The 17,715-nt window shown below is 62.0% G+C and carries 13 protein-coding genes; 4 read left to right on the plus strand and 9 right to left on the minus strand.

What is annotated here, in order from left to right; translation table 11 throughout:
* The first annotated feature begins 257 nt into the window (after positions 1-257).
* Both LJE93_02455 and LJE93_02460 read left to right on the plus strand, forming a co-directional pair.
* Positions 258-2,474, plus strand: coding sequence for a sodium-translocating pyrophosphatase (locus tag LJE93_02455; protein MCG6947763.1), 2,217 nt, complete (start codon positions 258-260; stop codon positions 2,472-2,474).
* 729 nt (positions 2,475-3,203) lie between these two features.
* Positions 3,204-4,091: an alpha/beta hydrolase gene (locus tag LJE93_02460; protein MCG6947764.1), complete on the plus strand. Its 888-nt coding sequence runs from the start codon at positions 3,204-3,206 to the stop codon at positions 4,089-4,091.
* A gap of 293 nt (positions 4,092-4,384) precedes the next feature.
* On the opposite strand, the gene sat is transcribed toward LJE93_02460, so the two are convergent.
* From sat to aprB, 8 genes are all read right to left on the minus strand, one after another.
* A complete protein-coding gene (gene sat / locus LJE93_02465) occupies positions 4,385-5,578 on the minus strand; it encodes a sulfate adenylyltransferase (GenBank protein ID MCG6947765.1) in 1,194 nt (397 codons plus the stop codon).
* 53 nt (positions 5,579-5,631) lie between these two features.
* Positions 5,632-6,795 carry a quinone-interacting membrane-bound oxidoreductase complex subunit QmoC gene (gene qmoC / locus LJE93_02470; GenBank protein MCG6947766.1) on the minus strand — a complete coding sequence of 388 codons (1,164 nt, stop codon included), beginning with the start codon at positions 6,793-6,795 and terminating at the stop codon, positions 5,632-5,634.
* Positions 6,796-6,816: 21 nt separating this feature from the next.
* Positions 6,817-9,072, minus strand: a complete 2,256-nt coding sequence (locus LJE93_02475) for a hydrogenase iron-sulfur subunit (protein ID MCG6947767.1) — start codon at positions 9,070-9,072, stop codon at positions 6,817-6,819.
* A complete protein-coding gene (locus LJE93_02480) occupies positions 9,069-10,316 on the minus strand; it encodes an FAD-dependent oxidoreductase (protein MCG6947768.1) in 1,248 nt (415 codons plus the stop codon). Before LJE93_02480 ends, LJE93_02475 begins: the two co-directional genes overlap by 4 nt.
* Positions 10,313-11,119 (minus strand): YkgJ family cysteine cluster protein, encoded by an 807-nt coding sequence (locus LJE93_02485; protein MCG6947769.1) that lies wholly within the window; start codon positions 11,117-11,119, stop codon positions 10,313-10,315. Before LJE93_02485 ends, LJE93_02480 begins: the two co-directional genes overlap by 4 nt.
* Positions 11,116-11,448, minus strand: a complete 333-nt coding sequence (locus LJE93_02490; protein MCG6947770.1) for a hypothetical protein — start codon at positions 11,446-11,448, stop codon at positions 11,116-11,118. Before LJE93_02490 ends, LJE93_02485 begins: the two co-directional genes overlap by 4 nt.
* Positions 11,449-11,509: 61 nt before the next feature.
* A complete protein-coding gene (gene aprA, locus LJE93_02495; GenBank protein MCG6947771.1) occupies positions 11,510-13,387 on the minus strand; it encodes an adenylyl-sulfate reductase subunit alpha in 1,878 nt (625 codons plus the stop codon).
* 10 nt (positions 13,388-13,397) lie between these two features.
* Complete coding sequence (gene aprB, locus LJE93_02500; protein MCG6947772.1) at positions 13,398-13,829, minus strand: adenylyl-sulfate reductase subunit beta; 432 nt, start codon at positions 13,827-13,829, stop codon at positions 13,398-13,400.
* A gap of 760 nt (positions 13,830-14,589) precedes the next feature.
* On the opposite strand from aprB, the gene adk reads away from it, so the two are divergent.
* The gene (gene adk / locus LJE93_02505; GenBank protein MCG6947773.1) at positions 14,590-15,258 is read left to right on the plus strand and encodes an adenylate kinase; all 669 of its coding nucleotides are present in this window, start codon (positions 14,590-14,592) and stop codon (positions 15,256-15,258) included.
* A gap of 207 nt (positions 15,259-15,465) precedes the next feature.
* Here adk and LJE93_02510 read toward each other — a convergent pair whose 3' ends face one another.
* Positions 15,466-16,077: a hypothetical protein gene (locus LJE93_02510; GenBank protein MCG6947774.1), complete on the minus strand. Its 612-nt coding sequence runs from the start codon at positions 16,075-16,077 to the stop codon at positions 15,466-15,468.
* A 169-nt stretch (positions 16,078-16,246) separates the two neighbouring features.
* On the opposite strand from LJE93_02510, the gene LJE93_02515 reads away from it, so the two are divergent.
* Positions 16,247-17,715: UDP-N-acetylmuramoyl-L-alanyl-D-glutamate--2,6-diaminopimelate ligase (locus tag LJE93_02515; protein MCG6947775.1), on the plus strand; the 1,469-nt coding region annotated here is incomplete at its 3' end.

Raw genomic sequence — 17,715 nt, forward strand, 5'->3', positions numbered from 1 at the left:
AGCAATTTGCGGGGATTTCGGCCGAAGGAACACTCTACAGACGAACTGTTTCGAAGCTCGCGGAAGGCGCAGGCCGAGGCGTATCCGCCACCTACAGAAATCCGCGCGAATTGCTTGAAAAATATTTCACAAACGGACGGAATTGTGTATGATATCGGGGTTTGTTGGGGAGGCAGGTTCTTGAGAAAGCGTCCTGAAATCAAGGGCTAATCTCAAAAACTTCGTGGCCGAGTACAAGCTCGAAAAAGGAGGAGGACGTGGAACCGATTCAAATCGTGTATCTGACCCCGGTGGTGGCCATCATCGCCCTGTTTTTCGCCTACATGCGGGCGTCGTGGGTGAGGCGGCAGGACCAGGGTAACGAACGAATGGTCAAGATCGGAGCGTGGGTGGCCGACGGGGCCATGGCGTTCCTCAAGCAGGAGTACCGCGTGCTGGTGATCTTCGTGATTGCGGTGGCCATCCTGCTCGGCGTCTCCAATCAGATGGTGGGTGAGGCGCAGAACACCAATGGCTTGATCGCGCTGTCCTTCGTGCTCGGCGCGCTCTGCTCGGCGCTCGCTGGTTTCTTCGGGATGAAGACTGCGACCGCGGCCAACACGCGCACGGCTTCGGCTGCACGCGGTGGCCTCAACGACGCTCTGCAGGTTGCCTTCAAGGGTGGATCAGTGATGGGCCTCTCGGTAGCCGGTCTCGCCCTGCTCGGCCTCGGCGGTCTGCTGATCTTCTACATCAACCTCTACCCCGAGTCCGTCAACGGAGGAAACGCCACGATCCTGGTGCTCAACTTGATCTCCGGCTTCTCCCTTGGCGCCTCGTCGATCGCGCTCTTCGCTCGCGTCGGTGGCGGAATCTACACCAAGGCTGCTGACGTCGGTGCGGACCTGGTCGGCAAGGTCGAGGCGGGGATTCCCGAGGACCACCCCCTCAATCCGGCAACCATCGCTGACAACGTGGGCGACAACGTGGGCGACGTGGCCGGCATGGGCGCTGACCTCTTCGAGTCGTACATCGGCGCGGTAGTTTCTTCGATGATTCTGGGCGCGGCGTGGTTCGTCGGCCTCGAAGCCGCGGAACCCGGCTTTGGGATGAACGCGGTTGTCCTGCCGCTGGCGATCGCGATGATCGGCGTCGTGTCCTCTTTCCTCGGCTTCTTCCTGGTTCGGACGAAGGAGGGTGGCGACCCTCAAAAAGGCCTCAACCGCGGCACCTTCGGTGCCGGGATCCTGATGGTTATCGGCACCATTATCGCCATCAAGGCGTTGATGCCTGCAGGGAAGTTCCAGGTCCATGACGTGATCGCCGGGACCCCGACCTACGACTGGGTCGGCATCGCGGTAGCCGTCGTGGCCGGCCTCATCGCCGGAATTCTGGTGGGTATGATCACCGAGTGGTACACCGCGACCTTCCGCAAGCCGGTGGGTACTATTGTCGAAGCTTCCAAGACCGGCGCCGCGACGACAGTCATCCAGGGCATTGCGGTCGGTATGAACTCCACGACACTCCCGATCATCGTGATCAGCGCAGCGATCCTCGTCGCCTTCAATTTCGCCGGGCTCTACGGCATCGCGCTGGCCGCGCTCGGTATGCTCTCGACGATCGCCATTCAACTCGCGACCGACGCCTATGGCCCGATCGCCGACAACGCCGGCGGTATCGCGGAAATGGCCCAACTCGGCCGCGACATTCGCGCCCGCACCGACAAGCTCGACGCGGTCGGCAACACCACCGCCGCGATCGGCAAGGGCTTCGCCATCGGCTCGGCCGCTCTGACGGCCCTGTCGCTCACAGCTGCGTACCTCACCAAGATGCAGGGCAACGTCGAGATCAACGCGGCCGACCCGCTGGTTCTGGTCGGCCTGCTGATCGGCTGCATGCTGCCCTTCCGTTTTTCGGCCATGGCCATGGTCGCGGTCGGTGTCGCGGCCCAGGACATGATTCAGGAGGTGCGCCGGCAGTTCAGCGAGATCAAGGAGCTGCGCCCCGCCCTGATCGCGGCCCAGGCGGCCGAGTCGGAAGAGCGCGAGCCCAACGAAGAAGAGGCCAAGGTGATCGCCGCCGCCGACGGCAAGGCGGAATACTCGCACTGTGTGACCATCGCTACGAGTGCCGCCATCAAGAAGATGATCGCCCCCGGTGTGATGGCGGTGGCGGTGCCGGTGATTGTCGGCCTTGTCAGCCCCAACATGCTCGGTGGCCTTCTCATCGGTGTGACCATCTCCGGGGTGTGCCTGGCCATCTTCCAGGCCAACTCCGGCGGCGCGTGGGACAACGCCAAGAAGCAAGTCAAGGAGCAGGGCCACGAGGTGTGGGGTGACGCGTACGACGAGATGCACAAGGCGACGGTTACCGGCGACACCGTCGGTGATCCCTTCAAGGACACCTCGGGTCCGTCGCTGAACATCCTGGTCAAGCTGATCTCGGTCGTCGCGATGATCATCGCGCCGATCCTCTTCGCCATCCACTTCGGCTAGTAGCCCCTTTCAATCAACTCGGCGCCGGGGTTCGCCCCGGCGTTTTTTATTCGGCCCGCGCCCTGGCGTGGGCCGAATATCACGGCGTAGCCCGAAGGGCGGAGCCGGATATCCGTATCAGGATGTACGGCCCGCCTGCTGCGATCTCCGATCGCAGAAACGCGTTCTCGGTCCTCGGTTCTCCGAGATCGAGCTCTCGTCGCCCCTCGGACCTCATCCGCTACGCGGCTTCGCCGCGCAAGCGGGGCTTGTTTTCGCGACGCCCCTTTTCATCCCGCCCCCACCCCCCGCCCACCCGCCCTCAGAAAGCCGCGATGGGCTTCGCCCACCTCGTCTTTCTGAGGGGAGGGGGTGAATAAAGACCTGGCACCAGCGTTCCCTCCGCATCTTCAACGTCGATCCGAGATCGTTCAATCGATCTCAGGGGAGCCGGGCGGCCCAATCAGATCTCCAATCGATACTGGATGTCCGGCCCGAGCGCCCGCCGGTATTCCGACTGATGCACACCGATCAATTCAGATAGGAAACCATGTGTGTGATCTGTGGGCAGTCCGGGAGGGTAGGGTCATCCAAAATCCAACATCTGGCATCCAGCATCCAGCATCGAGTATCCAAAATCGACGATGCAAGATCGAATTTCCAACATCCAACATCGACCATCCAAGATCGAGTATCCCGCACCCAGAACCACCCCAGTTGCGCTACCGTAAAACCTAGCGGAGGTCGCCGATGCGTCGTTTCACGTTGTTCGCTATGCTGCTCGCGCTCGGGTGTGGGGGCGCTTCGGAACCGCCAGCCGCCGTGGAGGAGCCCCTTGCGGCCGATTCTGGCGTCGCGAAGTTCGGCCAGAGCGAGATCTACTGGGAGCTGGCCGGCGAGGGCGAGCCGACGGTGATCCTGATCCACGGCGGGTTTCTCGATTGTCACATGTGGGACGAGCAGTTCGAGCTGCTGGCGAAAACCCACCGCGTTCTCCGGTACGACGCCAGCGCCCACGGCAGATCGGTACTGCCGCCGGATGCCTACTGGGATCACATGGACCTTCGCGAGCTGATGAACACCCTTGGCATCGAACGCGCCGTTCTGGTCGGCTTGTCCCTCGGTGGCAGGATTGCCATCGATATGGCGCTCGAGGAGCCGGAACGGGTGGAGGCGGTCGTTGCGGTCTCCTCAGGCCTGAGCGGCTACCGTTTCGAGTCCGAGTACCACATCGAGAATCGTGATGCCATGATCGATGCCTGGCGGGCGGGTGAGTTCGACGCGGTGGTGGAGGCCTTTCAGCGAGAGTGGACCGACGGGCCGTATCGGACTCCCGAGGAGGTCGATCCGGTGGTGCGGGAGAAGGTGCGAGCGATGGCGCGAAACGGCCTCGAACACGCCATGGAAGGCCGGCTGATCGACCCACCGGCAATCGATCGTCTCGACGAGCTCGATCTGCCGATGTTGGTGGTGGTCGGCGAGCTCGATATGCCCGGAATTCACGAGATCGCCGACATGGTCGTCGCAGCCAATCCGAGTGCCCAGCTGGTGACCATCCCCGACGTCGCCCATATGGTGAATATGGAAGCGCCAGATCGCTTCAACGAGCTGCTCCTCGGATACCTCTCGCGGTTCTGAAAGCCAAGGGCGCGATGAAGCGAGCACCACCAGGTGCCATCTTTTGCATTGTTGGTGGCCAGTCGACCAAGCGAATCTGATGTTGAGGCCAACAATGCGAAAGGTGGCTCCTCATACTCGGCGGCGTGACCGCGAAGGTCAGACACGGGCGCGGAAACGCAAACCGGAACGGAATCCGGCTTCGCCTTCGGCTACGCCGTGATTGTCTGTCCGCGCCGATGGCGCGGACAAACAAAAAGCGCCCCGCGTTTCCGCGGGGCTTGAAATGCAATAAGACCGTATTGCGATGAAGCTTATGACTTCTGGCTTTGATAATAGTTCATGAGGATCTTCGCGACCTCGGGCCGGGCAAACTCCGGCGGCAGGTCTTCGCCGTTGCTCAGCATCTCGCGCACCTTGGTGCCGGACAGGAAGACGAAGGACTCCTTCTTGTGGCCCTCGGGGGCCTCGCGCATCATGATGACTTTGCCGAGCTCGCGCGAGAACGCGGTGTGGTCGGCCTCGAAGATCTTGATCTCGAGAGCGCCCTCGGGGACCTCGTCGTGGAAGATGGCCTGGGCATCGAAGGGACCGTAATAGTCGCCAACTCCAGCGTGGTCGCGACCGACGATCAGGTGGGTCGCGCCCATGTTCTGGCGGAAGACCGCGTGCAGCACGGCCTCGCGCGGGCCGGCGTAGAGCATGTCATAACCGTAGCCGGTGATTTCGACGCTGTTGGGCGGGAAGTACAGCTCGGCCATCTTACGGATGGCGGCGTCGCGCACGTCGGCCGGGATGTCACCGGGCTTGAGCTTGCCGAGCAACATATGAATGACGGCGCCGTCGGCGTTCTCGCGCTCCATCGCCATGCGCACCAGCTCCTCGTGGGCCCGGTGCATGGGGTTGCGGGTCTGAAAGGCCACGACCTTGGACCAGCCGTTCTTTTCGATGAGGTCGCGGATCTGCATAGCGGTGCGGAAGGTTTCCGGGAAGTCTCTCTCGAAGTACGAGAAGTTGAGCACCTCGATGGGGCCTGAGATGAAGGTCTTGCCAACGGTGTTGAAAGCCTTGACGCCCGGGTGTTCCATGTCGTCAGTGCGGTAGACCTTGTCGGTCATGAGGGCCATCTGCTCGTCGGTGGCTGTCTCCACGGCCTCGACTGTCTGGATGGCAAGCACGGGATTGCCGCTGATGTTGGGATCGAGGAGCGCGATGCGCATTCCGGGCTCGATGCCCGAAGCATCCTCGACCACATTGACGATGGGCACCGGGAAGAACAGTCCGTCCGTCGTCTTCATGTTCTCGGCGACCGATATCGAGTCGGCGAGATTCATGTAACCGGTCAGCGGGTTGAAATAGCCCGAGCCCATCATCACCGCGTTGGCGGCTGCCTGCGAGCAGACGACGATGGATTTCAGGCTTTTGGCCTCTTCGAGAAGTTCCGCACGCTTGGCGCCGTCCGCCACGTACAGAGGGTTCAGAGTGTCGGATCCGTGTGGTTTGATCATTCTGCAATCTCCCTATATGTGTTTCGCCTCTGCCGAGGCCGGTTTTCAAACAATCAATCGGTCGCAGCCCGTTCGTGGGCCATCGCCAATGTGCGGTAGAGAATGTGCGCAAATTTGGAGTAGGGGAGGGTCAAAAACAGGGTCAACACGATCGCCAGGTGGATCACATAGACCGAACATCCGACGATCGGTGGAATCGGAATGAAACGGAACACCTCGGTCAGCACGCCCGTCGCGATGACGGTGAGCACGACCCACAGGAAGAATCGGTCGAAGGCGGTCGTTACGCCGACCAGCTTGTCCTCAGGATGCTGGCGATTGAACCACAACAACAAGCCGCCAATTACGAGGGCTACGGCCGAGATGTTGCCGAGCCATTTGACCCAGTGGGTTATCGGAACCGGGTAACTGTATTCGAGGTTGAGCCACGAGAAAAAGACCGTCTCCCGGTAGAGGTAGACGATCGCGAATCCGGATGTTATCGCGGCGCCGATGAATCCCCACATGACCAGGAAATGGCCCCATCTTCTCTTTGGAATGCCTCGGTCGCAGGCACCGAATTTGGTGTGCAGTCCGATCGGAAAGAGTGAGGCGAGAAGTCCACCGATGAACGACCCGTCTCGCGGCTGATTCTCTCCGAGCAGCCGCCAGTACTTCCGTCCCGAAATGAACATCATCAGAGCGACGAATGCAGTGGCGGAAAAATAAGTGATGTAGATCAGGGAGTGGGGTACGAAGTGCTCGTAGTGGAAGCGTCCGTCGGCGGCAGCCAGGGTCCCGTCCACGGCTGGAATGTGGACGCCGGTTGCGCCGAGCAGGATGATCCAGTAGATCAGCGGCGCGAGGACCAACAAAGGCCACGTCCTCTTGGCGTTGCCCACCAACCTGCCCAAGAAGCGCGGAGTCGCCATCTTTTCGATCACCATCGCGCGGACCGACGCCATGATGTCGCCCGGGTTGACCTCACGCGGGCAGCGTACCGAGCAGTCGTTGCACTGGTGGCACAGGAATGGGCCAGCGTCTCCCATGAGCCGGTCTTCCATGCCCCACTGCGCCCACAGGATCTGTCGGCGCGGGAAGGGTGCGTTGGCCGGTGCGAGCTCGCAGACGCTCGAGCAGGTGGCGCACTGGTAACAGCGCGCGGCTTTCTCCCCGCCGTGGTCAAAGAACGCATCGCGGAAATCCGTTGACGTGTTGATGACCGGAATCGAGGCCATACCTCCTCCTTTTCCGAGCTCCTAGAATCCCTTGAGCGGGTTCGGGCCCATCTCGTCGAGTTCTTCGGCGAACTCGTCGAGAATCGTCGGAATCCGTTCGAACTCGTCGTGCGAAAGCTCGACCAGCTTGACGCGCTCGGACTCTAGGGCGAGGCGTTCGAGGGTCTCGCCGACGTTTTCGAGCCGCGTGTTGGCAAGCTCTGAACCGCGCATGTAGTGGCACTGGTAGTCGTCACCGAAGGGGCAGCCGATGAGGATGACACCATCGACGCCACGCGACAGCGCCTCGGCGAGCCACACGATGTTCATCGATCCGAGGCAGCGCACCGGAATGATCCGCGTCCACGGGTTCCAGGTCGCGCCATTCGCGGCAGCCGTTTCGAGGGCGGGGAGGGCGTCGTTTTCGCACATCAAGGCGATGATCCGGGGTTTCTCCTCGTAATCCTCGGGAACCTCGAATGCCTTGATCATCTCGGCCACCATGTGGACCGAGTAGTCCTGGAAGGAAATGATCCTCTCCGGGCAGGCGCCCATGCAGATGCCGCAACGGCGGCAGCGCAGCGGGAAGAACTCCGGTGTGCCCTTCTCGTCCTCGTTGAGAGTTCCGAAGGGGCATTCCTCGGTGCAACGCTTGCACTGGGTGCAGCGCTGGAGGAAGAAATCCGGATACGCAGTGTCGCCAGCGCGTGGGTGAACCGCCTCGCCACGTTTCGCCATTTCGATGCACTGAACCGCCTTCATGGCGGCGCCAATTCCGTCTTCGGAGGCTTGCACCGAATCCATTGGCGCATGCACCGTGCCGGCGGCGTAAATTCCGGTTCGCCGAGACTCGTACGGGAAGCAAATGAAATGCGAGTCCGGGAAGCCGTACTTGAGGGTCGGCAGGTCCGGGCCCTGGCGATACTCGAGGTTGAGGATCTCGGTGTCCTCGTGGTCGGCGAGCTCCTCGGCACGGGCGGCCGAGGTCTCGCGGACCTGTGAGCTCTCGGAGTGTTCGGCCTGGTGGCGCGAGTCGTGCAGTTCGCGGATCAGCTCGCCGTCGGCGGATGTAGGCACCATTCCGACCGCCAGCACCACCATATCTGCCTCGATCGCCACCTCGTCACCGAGAAGGCTGTTGGCCACGTGGACCGTGAGCTTGCCGTTGGCCTCGACCTTCTGGACATCACCGCGAGTCATCATCCCGGCCGATTCCTTCTGCGCGGAGAGGAAGAAGTACTCCATTTGACCGGGCGCGCGGATGTCCTTGTAGATGACCGCGTTTTCGATCGATGTGTCGATCTTCGCGACCTCCATCATCTGGCGCAGGGTGTTGATGCAGCACTCGGACGAACAGTAGTTGAGATGATTTTCGTCGCGCGAACCGGCGCACTGGATAAAGGCGATCCGGTCCGGCTTCCTCCCGTCCGACGGACAGGTGATCTTGCCGTCGACCAACATCTGCTCGAACTCCTGGGAGGTCACCACATCCGGTGAGGCCCCGTAACCGAGGTGGCCGAGTTTCGAGGCGTCGTACGGCTTGGCCCCGGTTGCCTGGACGATCGAGCCGATCGTCATTTCGAGACCCGATGAGCCGTTGAGCTGCACCTTGAACTGACCCGGCTGGCCGTCGATCTTGACGATGTTGGTCGTGGTCAGAACCTTGATCTGATTGTCAGCTTCGATCTTCTCGATCAGCTTCGGTACCGGGTTTTCGGCCGGCTGCTCGTATGGCGGCTCCTCCGGAGGGATCGATTTCTGGGCGGCGAGCAACCCGCCAAGCTTGTCGTCGCTCTCGATCAGGACCACCGGGTGGCCGAGGCCGGAGGCGGTCAGCGCCGCCTCGAGTCCGGCGCGGCCGCTTCCGACTACCATTACCGCATCGCTGATCTCTTCGGCCAACGGCTCGATCGGCTTGACGCCGTTGAGACGGGCAAGGCCCATCTGCACCATGTCCTTGGCGCACAGCGTCTTGTCTTCGTCGTCTTCGGCTTCCTTGAGCGGCCAGGCGCAGTGCTCACGAATCGCCGTCCGGAACATCGCCGGGCCTTCGACGGTCAGGGAGTTGAACTCCGCCGTCTTTGCCCGTTCGGAACAGGCAGCCACGAGAATGCCGTCGAGGTCGTTTTCAGAAACCGCGTTCTTGATCGCTTCAAGACCTTCGGGGCCGCAGAAACACTCATGAGCCAGGGTGCAGGCGCACCCGGTTTCTTCGGCTCCTTCGAACACGTCATCGACATCGATGGCGTCGCCGATTCCGCAGCCGGTGCACAGGAAAACTCCGAGCTTGTCCATCATGACCTCCTTCCGGCTGCCACGAGAGCCCGTGCTGCAGCTCCTGTTGCGTCTCGCACCGATGCAGCGACGTCCTCCGGACGCCGGGCGACGCCTGCCACAGTCACGTTCGACTCGAAGTCATCGAGGACGAAGCCGTCGTCGTCCTTTCGGGTGAATACCGCGAGGTCTTCATCGACTGCGTTCGGCACCATGCCGGTAGCCAGCACCACCAGGTCGTGCTCGGCCTCGAGGATCTTCTCGTTCTCGACGTCCTCGACGTGCAGCTTGAGAACGCCGCGTTTCTTCTCGATCCGACCGACCTTGCCCTTGGTGAGCTTGACGCCGTCCATCGCCGCCACCTTGAGCAAAACGTCCTCGTTGCGGCCGGGCGCGCGGCGGTCGATGTAGTACATCGTGACCGCGGCGTCGGGAAGCTGCTCCTTGACGTAGGTGGCCTGCTTGAGCGATGCCAGACAGCAGACACCAGAGCAGTAGTTCAAATGGTTGACGTCACGCGAGCCGGCACACTGGACGAAGGCCACGTTGGTCGGCGCCTCACCGTTCGAAGGCTTGAGGATCTTGCCGCCGGTCGGACCGGAGGGCGCTGCCATCCGTTCCATCTGGACGTTGGCGATGACATCCTCGAGATCGCCGCCAAGTTCTTCCAGATTCTCCAGCGGGTAGGGCTTCCATCCGGTTGCGACGATCACCGCGCCGACCTCCACCGTTTCGGTAGTCTCCGAGGCGTCGAGGTCGATCGCGCCGTAGGTGCAGGCTTCGGCAATCTTGCCGGCCTCCTTGTCGCTGACCTCGGTCCGGTCGAAGACGAAGCGCTTCGGCCACGCGTTGGGGTGGGGGAGGCGGATGGCCTTGGCCTTTGACATCCCCAGGTTGTGGGGATCGTCGACCTCGGTCTTGCACGCCTTCTCGCAGTCGCCGCAGGCGGTGCACTTTTGGTTGACCCACGCCGGACCGCTGGTGACCTCGATCGCCCAGCCGCTGCTCGTCTGCACGGCTCCGGTGACCCGCGAGTTGGTCAGAACGCGGATCCGCGGATTCCGCTCGATGCGCCGGACGTTGATCTCCATGCCGCACGACGGCGGGCACATCTTGGGAAAGTAGTTGTTGGTTCGTGCGACGCGGCCGCCGATTGAAGCATCGCGTTCCACGACGGTGACCTCTGCGCCGGCCTCGGCCGCTTCCAGGGCGGCGCTGATTCCGGCGATTCCGGCACCAAGGACCAGCAGACTCTTGGCTTCGTTCATGTGGTACTCCGATCGACCACTCCCTCACGCACCTTCATCGTCGGCTCCGCGAACATCGCGAAACGCAACCATTTGAAGGCGAAGCGGAGGAGGGCCTCGTCATTTGTTTTCAGCTCTTCGAGTTCATCAGGCGGGATCTCGAACTTTTCGAGGAACGAGGATTCGAAGACGAACGATCGAAACGTATCGATGTCGTAGCACGCCGTATAGAACATGTGCATGCGCTTCGGATCGAGCGTCCGGCCGCCGATGAACCAGGGATGGCTGACCAGGTCACGGAACCCGGTTTCGAGACTTTCGCGGTCCTCGATGCCCTGATCGTCACGCCAGCTTTTCGCGGTCCACTCTTTGGCGTCCGCCTGGAGGCGCCCCTTGCAGTGGTCGTCCTCGAAAACGAAGAAGATGGGCTCGGGCTCCTCGCCCGCGCGGGCGGGGGGAATCGCCATTCCGAGAGGGTACATTCGACACGCCCAGGGACGATCCTCGTAGACCGTGCAGCCCTGTTCGCCGACGAAGGGGCAGGGTTTGTTTTCCCCATCCGTCATCTTCAGCATCACTATCGGAAGCTGTAGATCTTTGGTGATCGGGTTCGAGGTATGGATTTCGAGGAATTGACGAGTGTCCATCTCGAGCCTGCGCGCCAGACGGAGCACGTCGATCGGCGTCAGGACGATGTTGACGTCGGCGCAGCAGGAGTTGAAGCAGGGAACGCCTGGATGGCAGGTGAAGTTGAAAATTTCGCCCTCCGCGAGCTGCCTCTTGTCGGTAAGGAACTCGGGCAGGCTCGCGTGTCCGGTGCTCATGTCGAGCCTCCATTCTCGTCACCGTCATCAGCGACGTCGGGATCGGCTTCTTCACCGATCACGGCCTCGATGATTCGGTCCTTGAGAGCGTCGGCTGACCACACCGCAATTGGCGACTTTTCGCCGGTGAACGGGTCGAAACGAAAGCGGTAGGACGCCTTGACGGCGTAGTTCGACTCCATATGAGCCCAACCACGCACGTAGTAGGGACAGTCGTCATTGAAGCAGGCGAGCTGAAACTCGCTATCCCAACCGGCGCCATCCGGCAGCTCGAAGGCCCGGAGCTGTTCGCCGCAATGTGGACAGACGGGGTGTTCTTGAGTAGTCAATACGGCCTCTGAAAAAAGGCCCCAGGCGCCGGAGCGCCTGGGGCCGAAGTAGATGTGGAAATTAGCTCATCGGGAGAATGTCTCTCTTGAGCATCTCCCACTCTTCCGTTTCCGGATCCATCTTGCAGTTGACGAAGCACAGCCAGTTGTCGTTGTCCAGCTTGGGGTAGTCGGCGCGGAAGTAGTAGCCCGGCCAACGGGTTTCCTCGCGGAACAAGATCGTGCGGACGTGCGCTTCGGCCTGGTACATGCGGTGCACGTTCTCCCAGCACCGCATCAGTTCGTGGAGGTCGGACGCGCCGAGGTTGGTCGCATCTTCCTTGAGCATGCTGAGCAGCTCCAGGCCGCGCTCGCAGAGCATCTGCGAGGTCGTGAACTGTGAACCTACACCACCGGCGTACTCGTCCATGAGCTTCTGCAGGCGGAACATGAACATCTTCGGCAGGATGTAGTTCGGGTTGACGTCGGCCTGCGAGGTGAAGTCCTTGTGCTCGGCGTAGAGATCGAGGGGCTTGAGGGTCTCAGCCTTGAGCTTCTCGATGGTCGCGTCGTCGACGGTCGGCATCGGCGGGTTCTCTTTGACGATGTACCGGACCGCAGCCTTACCCGCGATACGACCCTCTGCGTGCGAACCCGAGGAGAACTTGTGCGATGAGGCGCCACTGGCGTCGCCGGCGGCGAAAACGCCCTTGGTGGTGCACATGTTCTCGTAACCCCAGAAGTATTCTGGCGGCGCGAGGTCTTCGGGACCGCTGACCCAGGCACCGGAGGCGCCCGAGTGCGAACCGATGAAATACGGCTCGGCGGCGGCGATCTCGGAGGACTTCTCTTCCGGCTGGACGTCACTCGCTGCCCACAAAATGGCCTGCGAGATGGTCATGTCGAGGAAGTCTTCCCAAGCCTCGCTCTCGAGCTCTTTCATCTTCTTCTTGTAGGCCTTCTGATCGTCCTTGTACTCGTCGGCGATCCTCTGGAGTGCCTCTTCCGTCCGCATGTAGATCGGGCCCTTGCCCTCCATCACGTCGAGCATGCCGAGCCAGTTGCGGAGGTTGGCCGGGATCGGTTTCACCGTGCCGTAAGGCTGCCAGTTCTCGAGCTCGTCGCGCCGTTCGACCATGTACTCGCCACCGAAGGCGTTGGTCGCGCGGGACTTGAAGAGCAGGAACCAGGCGCCGACCGGGCCGTAGGCGTCCTTGAAGCGAACCGGGATGAAGCGCACTTCCTGGCAGGTCATCTCGGCGCCGGCCTTGAGCGTGAAGTACGCGGAGGAGCCGGAGTTCCAGGGTGGATACCAGGCGCGGCCGAGGCCTTCGCCCGAGGAGCGCGGCTTGAAGACATGCACCGCGCCGCCCATGGCGACGAAGATGGCCTTCGCGAGGAAGACGTAGAACTTGTTCTCGCGGACCGAGAAGCCGTACGCACCCTTGCACTCGCCGCCTTCCATGATCGGGCCGACGATGAAGACGCGCTCGTAGATGTTGTCCGTGCCGAGGTGGTTCTTGGCGGCTTCAGCAACGATGACCTTGTAGGACTCACCATTGATCATCAGCTGCCAGCGACCCTCGTGCACATAACCGCCGCCCTCTGCCTTCCAGATCGGCAGGCCCCACTTCTCGAAGAGGTGAACCGAGCCGTCCACGTGGCGCGCGATCGAGGCCACGAGGTCGTCGCGGGCGACGCCCATGAGATCCTGCTTCACGTAGTTGACGTAGTCTTCGACGGTGTTGTCGCCGTCCTTGATGCCAACGTACTGGTTGATGGCGGAGAGGCCCATGGCCACCGCGCCGGAGCGGTCCACCGCGGCCTTGTCGACCAAGGTGACCTTGATGTTGTTCTTCTTGGCCCAGTGAGCGGCCTCGACCGCTGCGCCACAGGACGCCATGCCGCCACCGAGGATCAACAGGTCGGTTTCGACTTTGACAGTTTCGAAGTTTGCCATGATGCCCCCCCTACTTCGTCCACACGTCGCAGCCGAGGGAGTCCGGCTCGGTGAAGAGAACTGGACCTTCGAGGTCCGGGTCGGTGTTGAAGCCGCCGGTGGGTTCGGCTTGGCCTTCAGGGGTGGTGCGGATCGGGAACTTGAACCGCTTCACCTGGCCGCTGCGGAACTTGACGGTCCACATGATGGAGTCGGTCGAGCGCAGCGGCACCACCGACGCACCCATGGGCACAAAGTCCGCGTAGCCACGGACGTCGACCGCCTGGGTCGGGCAGATCTTGACGCAGTTGTAACACTCCCAGCACATTTCGGGTTCACGGTTGTACGCCTTCATCTTCTCCTTATCGAGAACCATGAGGTCGTTCGGACAGATGTGTTGGCACGCGGTCTTGTCGAGTGCCTTACACCCGTCACACTTTTCCACGTTGACGAAACTCGGCATACAGGGTTCCTCCTTTCAATCTCCCATGTTTTGTAAAGCGGTGGATACACAAATCCTCATCGGCGCCATCTCTAGCAAGAGCTGTGCCTGTTTTCACAATCGATTTTGAGATTTCGTCTACATTTAATGGAACGTCTTGGGAATCAAACATTTGAAGGTCGAGGTGACTGTCTGTGAGGCGGTGGTGGACTGGGGGGCCGTTCGAGAAGTTGGAAGAGGCCTCGGAAAGGCCGCGTCGGGAAGGCCTTTGACCCGATTTGGCAAGGAGGTCGTAAGTTATGGCACTGGAGACATTACGGTGCTTCGGGATCGGTATGAGTGATTCTCTGTGAAAATATTCACTTGTAATAATGAGAATGACTTGCGACCAAATCCGAAGCCTGGGTGTTACCTGCGCGTTACGGATCCGAAACCGGATCTCCCTAAGACCTTGCGCCTGTGCATGTTCCGACTTTCGGCGACCTGTTACCCGGGTGGAACGGGTGGGCCCAGGAGGCCGCTTTCGTAACGTGTCTGTGTGGTGACGGGAACATGGGGGTGCCGGGGCGCGTTCCGCAGGCGGTTCGCCCCGGGGCTCGGTCCACCGGCATATTTTGTGTCAAGTGGTTTTTATTTGAATATCTTAAATCCGAACGGGCTGGCGCTGTCGACTCTTGAGAACTCGCGGGCAGAGCGCAGCTCTGGCAGCCCGATCCGGCATCGAATGTGCAATGGAAACCGTACACATCAACGCGGTTCGCCGCGGCTCAGGAGGCACTGCATGCGACTGATTCTCCTTGGACCGCCGGGCGCCGGCAAAGGCACCCAGGCCCGGTACATCTGCGAAAAGTACGGAATTCCCCAGATCTCGACCGGCGACATGCTGCGTGCGGCGGTGGCCGAGGGCACCGAGCTCGGGAAGCAGGCCAAGGTCGTGATGGACAGCGGCGGATTGGTTTCGGACACCATCATCATCGGCCTCGTCAAGGAGCGCATCGAGCAGCCCGACTGTGCTCGGGGATTCCTCTTCGATGGTTTTCCGCGCACCCTCGCGCAGGCCGAAGCCCTGCTCGACGCTGGCGTTGGGATCGACGCCGTGGTCGAGATCGACGTGCCGGACGACGAGATCGTCAAAAGGCTTTCCGGTCGGCGTTCACATCCGGGTTCGGGCCGCGTATACCACGTCGAGTTCAACCCGCCGAAGGTCGAGGGCGTGGATGACGTGACCGGGGAACCCCTGGTGCACCGCGACGACGACAAGGAAGACACCATCCGCAACCGGCTCTCCACCTACCACGGTCAGACAGAGGTCCTGACCGAGTTCTACGGCAACCTCGAGGAGCGGGGTGCGGAGGGCGCGCCGAAGCTGATCAAGGTTGACGGCACGAAGGGCATCGACGAGGTGCGGGACGAGGCGCTGGCGGAGCTGGACAAGATCGCCGCTCAGTAGAAACGCGCGCCGCATCGGCGACACCAAGTGAGGTGCGCGTAGAGGCGTCGACGACACCGGATTCGGCGTCACCGGTTGCACCCATTGAGAGTGCTTGGCCTAGGTGCCACCTTCACAATTGTCAGCAGCGGGCACGCGGTGTCGGCGCTCAAATGACAATTGTGAAGGTGGCTCCTGACACACCGAAGCGAAAAGCGCCTGCCAGTGTCAGTCACTCAGCTCCAGCAGGAATGGTATGTCCGCCCGGCTCTCCTCGAGCTCGATGATCAGCCGCCAGCGCCCCGGCTGAGCGCCCCCGGGCACCTCGAATGCGAGTGGCCCGGAGCAGATCTGGGAGCTGCTGATCGGGATCTCGTCGAAGGTGAGCATCCCCGGCGGCGGAGCCAGGAACCACCGGTTGCACGGCACATCCCGGCCCGGCTTGTACCTGTCGAGCAACGGGAGATAGGAAAGAGCTCTCTCGACGGGGATCTGAAACCTCGGATACGTGCCGCGGAACTCGTCCTGGCTCAACACCGTCAGGCGGCGCCCGTCAGGCGTTCGAAGCGTGATGTCGCTACGACGGACGACGAACGGTCCGCTGCCCTGCTGGGCCGTCAGCTCGACGGCGAGGACAATCCACTCCTCTCCGACGCTCCTCTCGGCGCTCGGATGGACGACGGTCGCGGCGATCTGGGGTCCGTCGTGGAACACCGAGGACCTGCTGGTGACACGTGTGCCGGTCTCGTCCGGCGGAGTCCACCCGGATGACGCACAGGCGGCGACTGCGACGAGTGCAACAGCGAGAACAACGTATTTCGGTTTCGTAGATCGTTTCATTGTCAACACAATCCCACGGATCGAGTGGGAATTCCACCATTCGTGGCGGGTTTCGTCTCCAATCCGCTAGACTGCATCGTGATCGGCGATCGGCGGCAGGAACTCCGACGCAGAGGAAGGAGCTCCGGATTTGCCGGGATCGAGGAGATTCTTTCCTTGGAGAAGCCTGGTGACAGTCGAAATACAGCGCATCCTCAATGAGATCGAAGTGCTGGAGGTCAGCGGCGTGCTACCCACTCACGCCGAGGCCCTGGCCTACGATTCCCGGAAGGTCGTGCCAGGTACATGCTTCGTCGCTCTGCGCGGCACGCGCACGGACGGCCATCGCTTCCTCGACGCCGCCGAAACCGCCGGGGCGGCGATGGCGGTGGTGGAGGAGATCCCGGAAGACCTTATGATGCCCTGCGTTCGGGTGCGGGACACTCTGGCAACGATGCCGTTGCTGGCAGCCGAGTTTTACGGGCATCCGGCCCGTGATCTGACCCTGGCCGCTTTCACCGGAACCAACGGAAAGACCAGCTCGACCTTTTTCCTGGAAGCCATCTGGGAGGCCGCCGGGATCCCGGCCGCCGTGATCGGAACGATCCAGTACCGCTGGCCGGCGCAAGCCCACAAGGCGTCGCTCACCACGCCGCTGGCTCTCGATCTCCAGGGGCTCCTGCACGAGATCCGGAAGGACGGCGTGCGACACGTGGCGATGGAGGTCTCGTCGCACGGCCTGGTGCTCCATCGGGTCGACGGCCTGCTCTTCAAGGCCGCGGCCTTCACCAATCTCTCGCCCGATCATCTGGATTTCCACCGCGACCTCGATGACTACAGGGAGGCCAAGGCGGCACTGTTCGAAAAACACCTCGAGGCCGACGGAACGGCGGTCATCAACACCGACGATCCGCATGGGCGCATCCTGTACGACCGCATCTCCGATGACCGGCGGCTGTCGTTCGGTCTCGGCTCCGGGGTGGACGTCACCGCGGAGGAGATCCAGCTGGCACCGGATGCATCCACCTTCGAGCTGGAGACGCCGGGCTGGAGCAGGCAGCTGCGCTGCCCGCACGTCGGCGAGTACAACCTCCGCAACATGCTCGGTGCGGCGGGAATGGCGCTCGCGCTCGGCCTTCCGGAGGATGCCATCGTCAACGGTCTCGAGGCGGACACAGCCGTGCCGGGCAGGCTGGAACCGATCGAAAACTCGAGGGGCGCGCGCATCCTGGTCGATTTCGCCCATACGCCCGACGGCCTCCTGCAGGTCCTGAAGAGCCTGTCCGCGCTGCCGCACCGTCGGATCATCACGGTCTTCGGCTGTGGCGGAGACCGTGACCGGGCGAAGAGGCCGCAGATGGGTGGCATCGCCCGGCGCTACAGCGATCTGGCCATCCTGACCTCGGACAACCCCCGTACCGAGGATCCGATGAAGATCATCGAGGAGGTGGTCGGCGGGATGGACGAGGGGGACGGCTCGTACGAGATCGAGCCGGATCGCCGTACGGCCATCGCGAGGGCGCTGGCGCTCGTCGGCGAGGGTGATTTCCTGCTGGTCGCGGGCAAAGGGCACGAGACCATGCAGATCCTGGGCGTGGAGCTCCACCATTTCGACGATCGGGCGGTGGTCAGGGAGCTCCTGGCCGAGATGGAGGGGGA

This window comes from Acidobacteriota bacterium, assembly GCA_022340665.1.
Taxonomy (GTDB): Bacteria; Acidobacteriota; Thermoanaerobaculia; order Thermoanaerobaculales; family Sulfomarinibacteraceae; genus Sulfomarinibacter.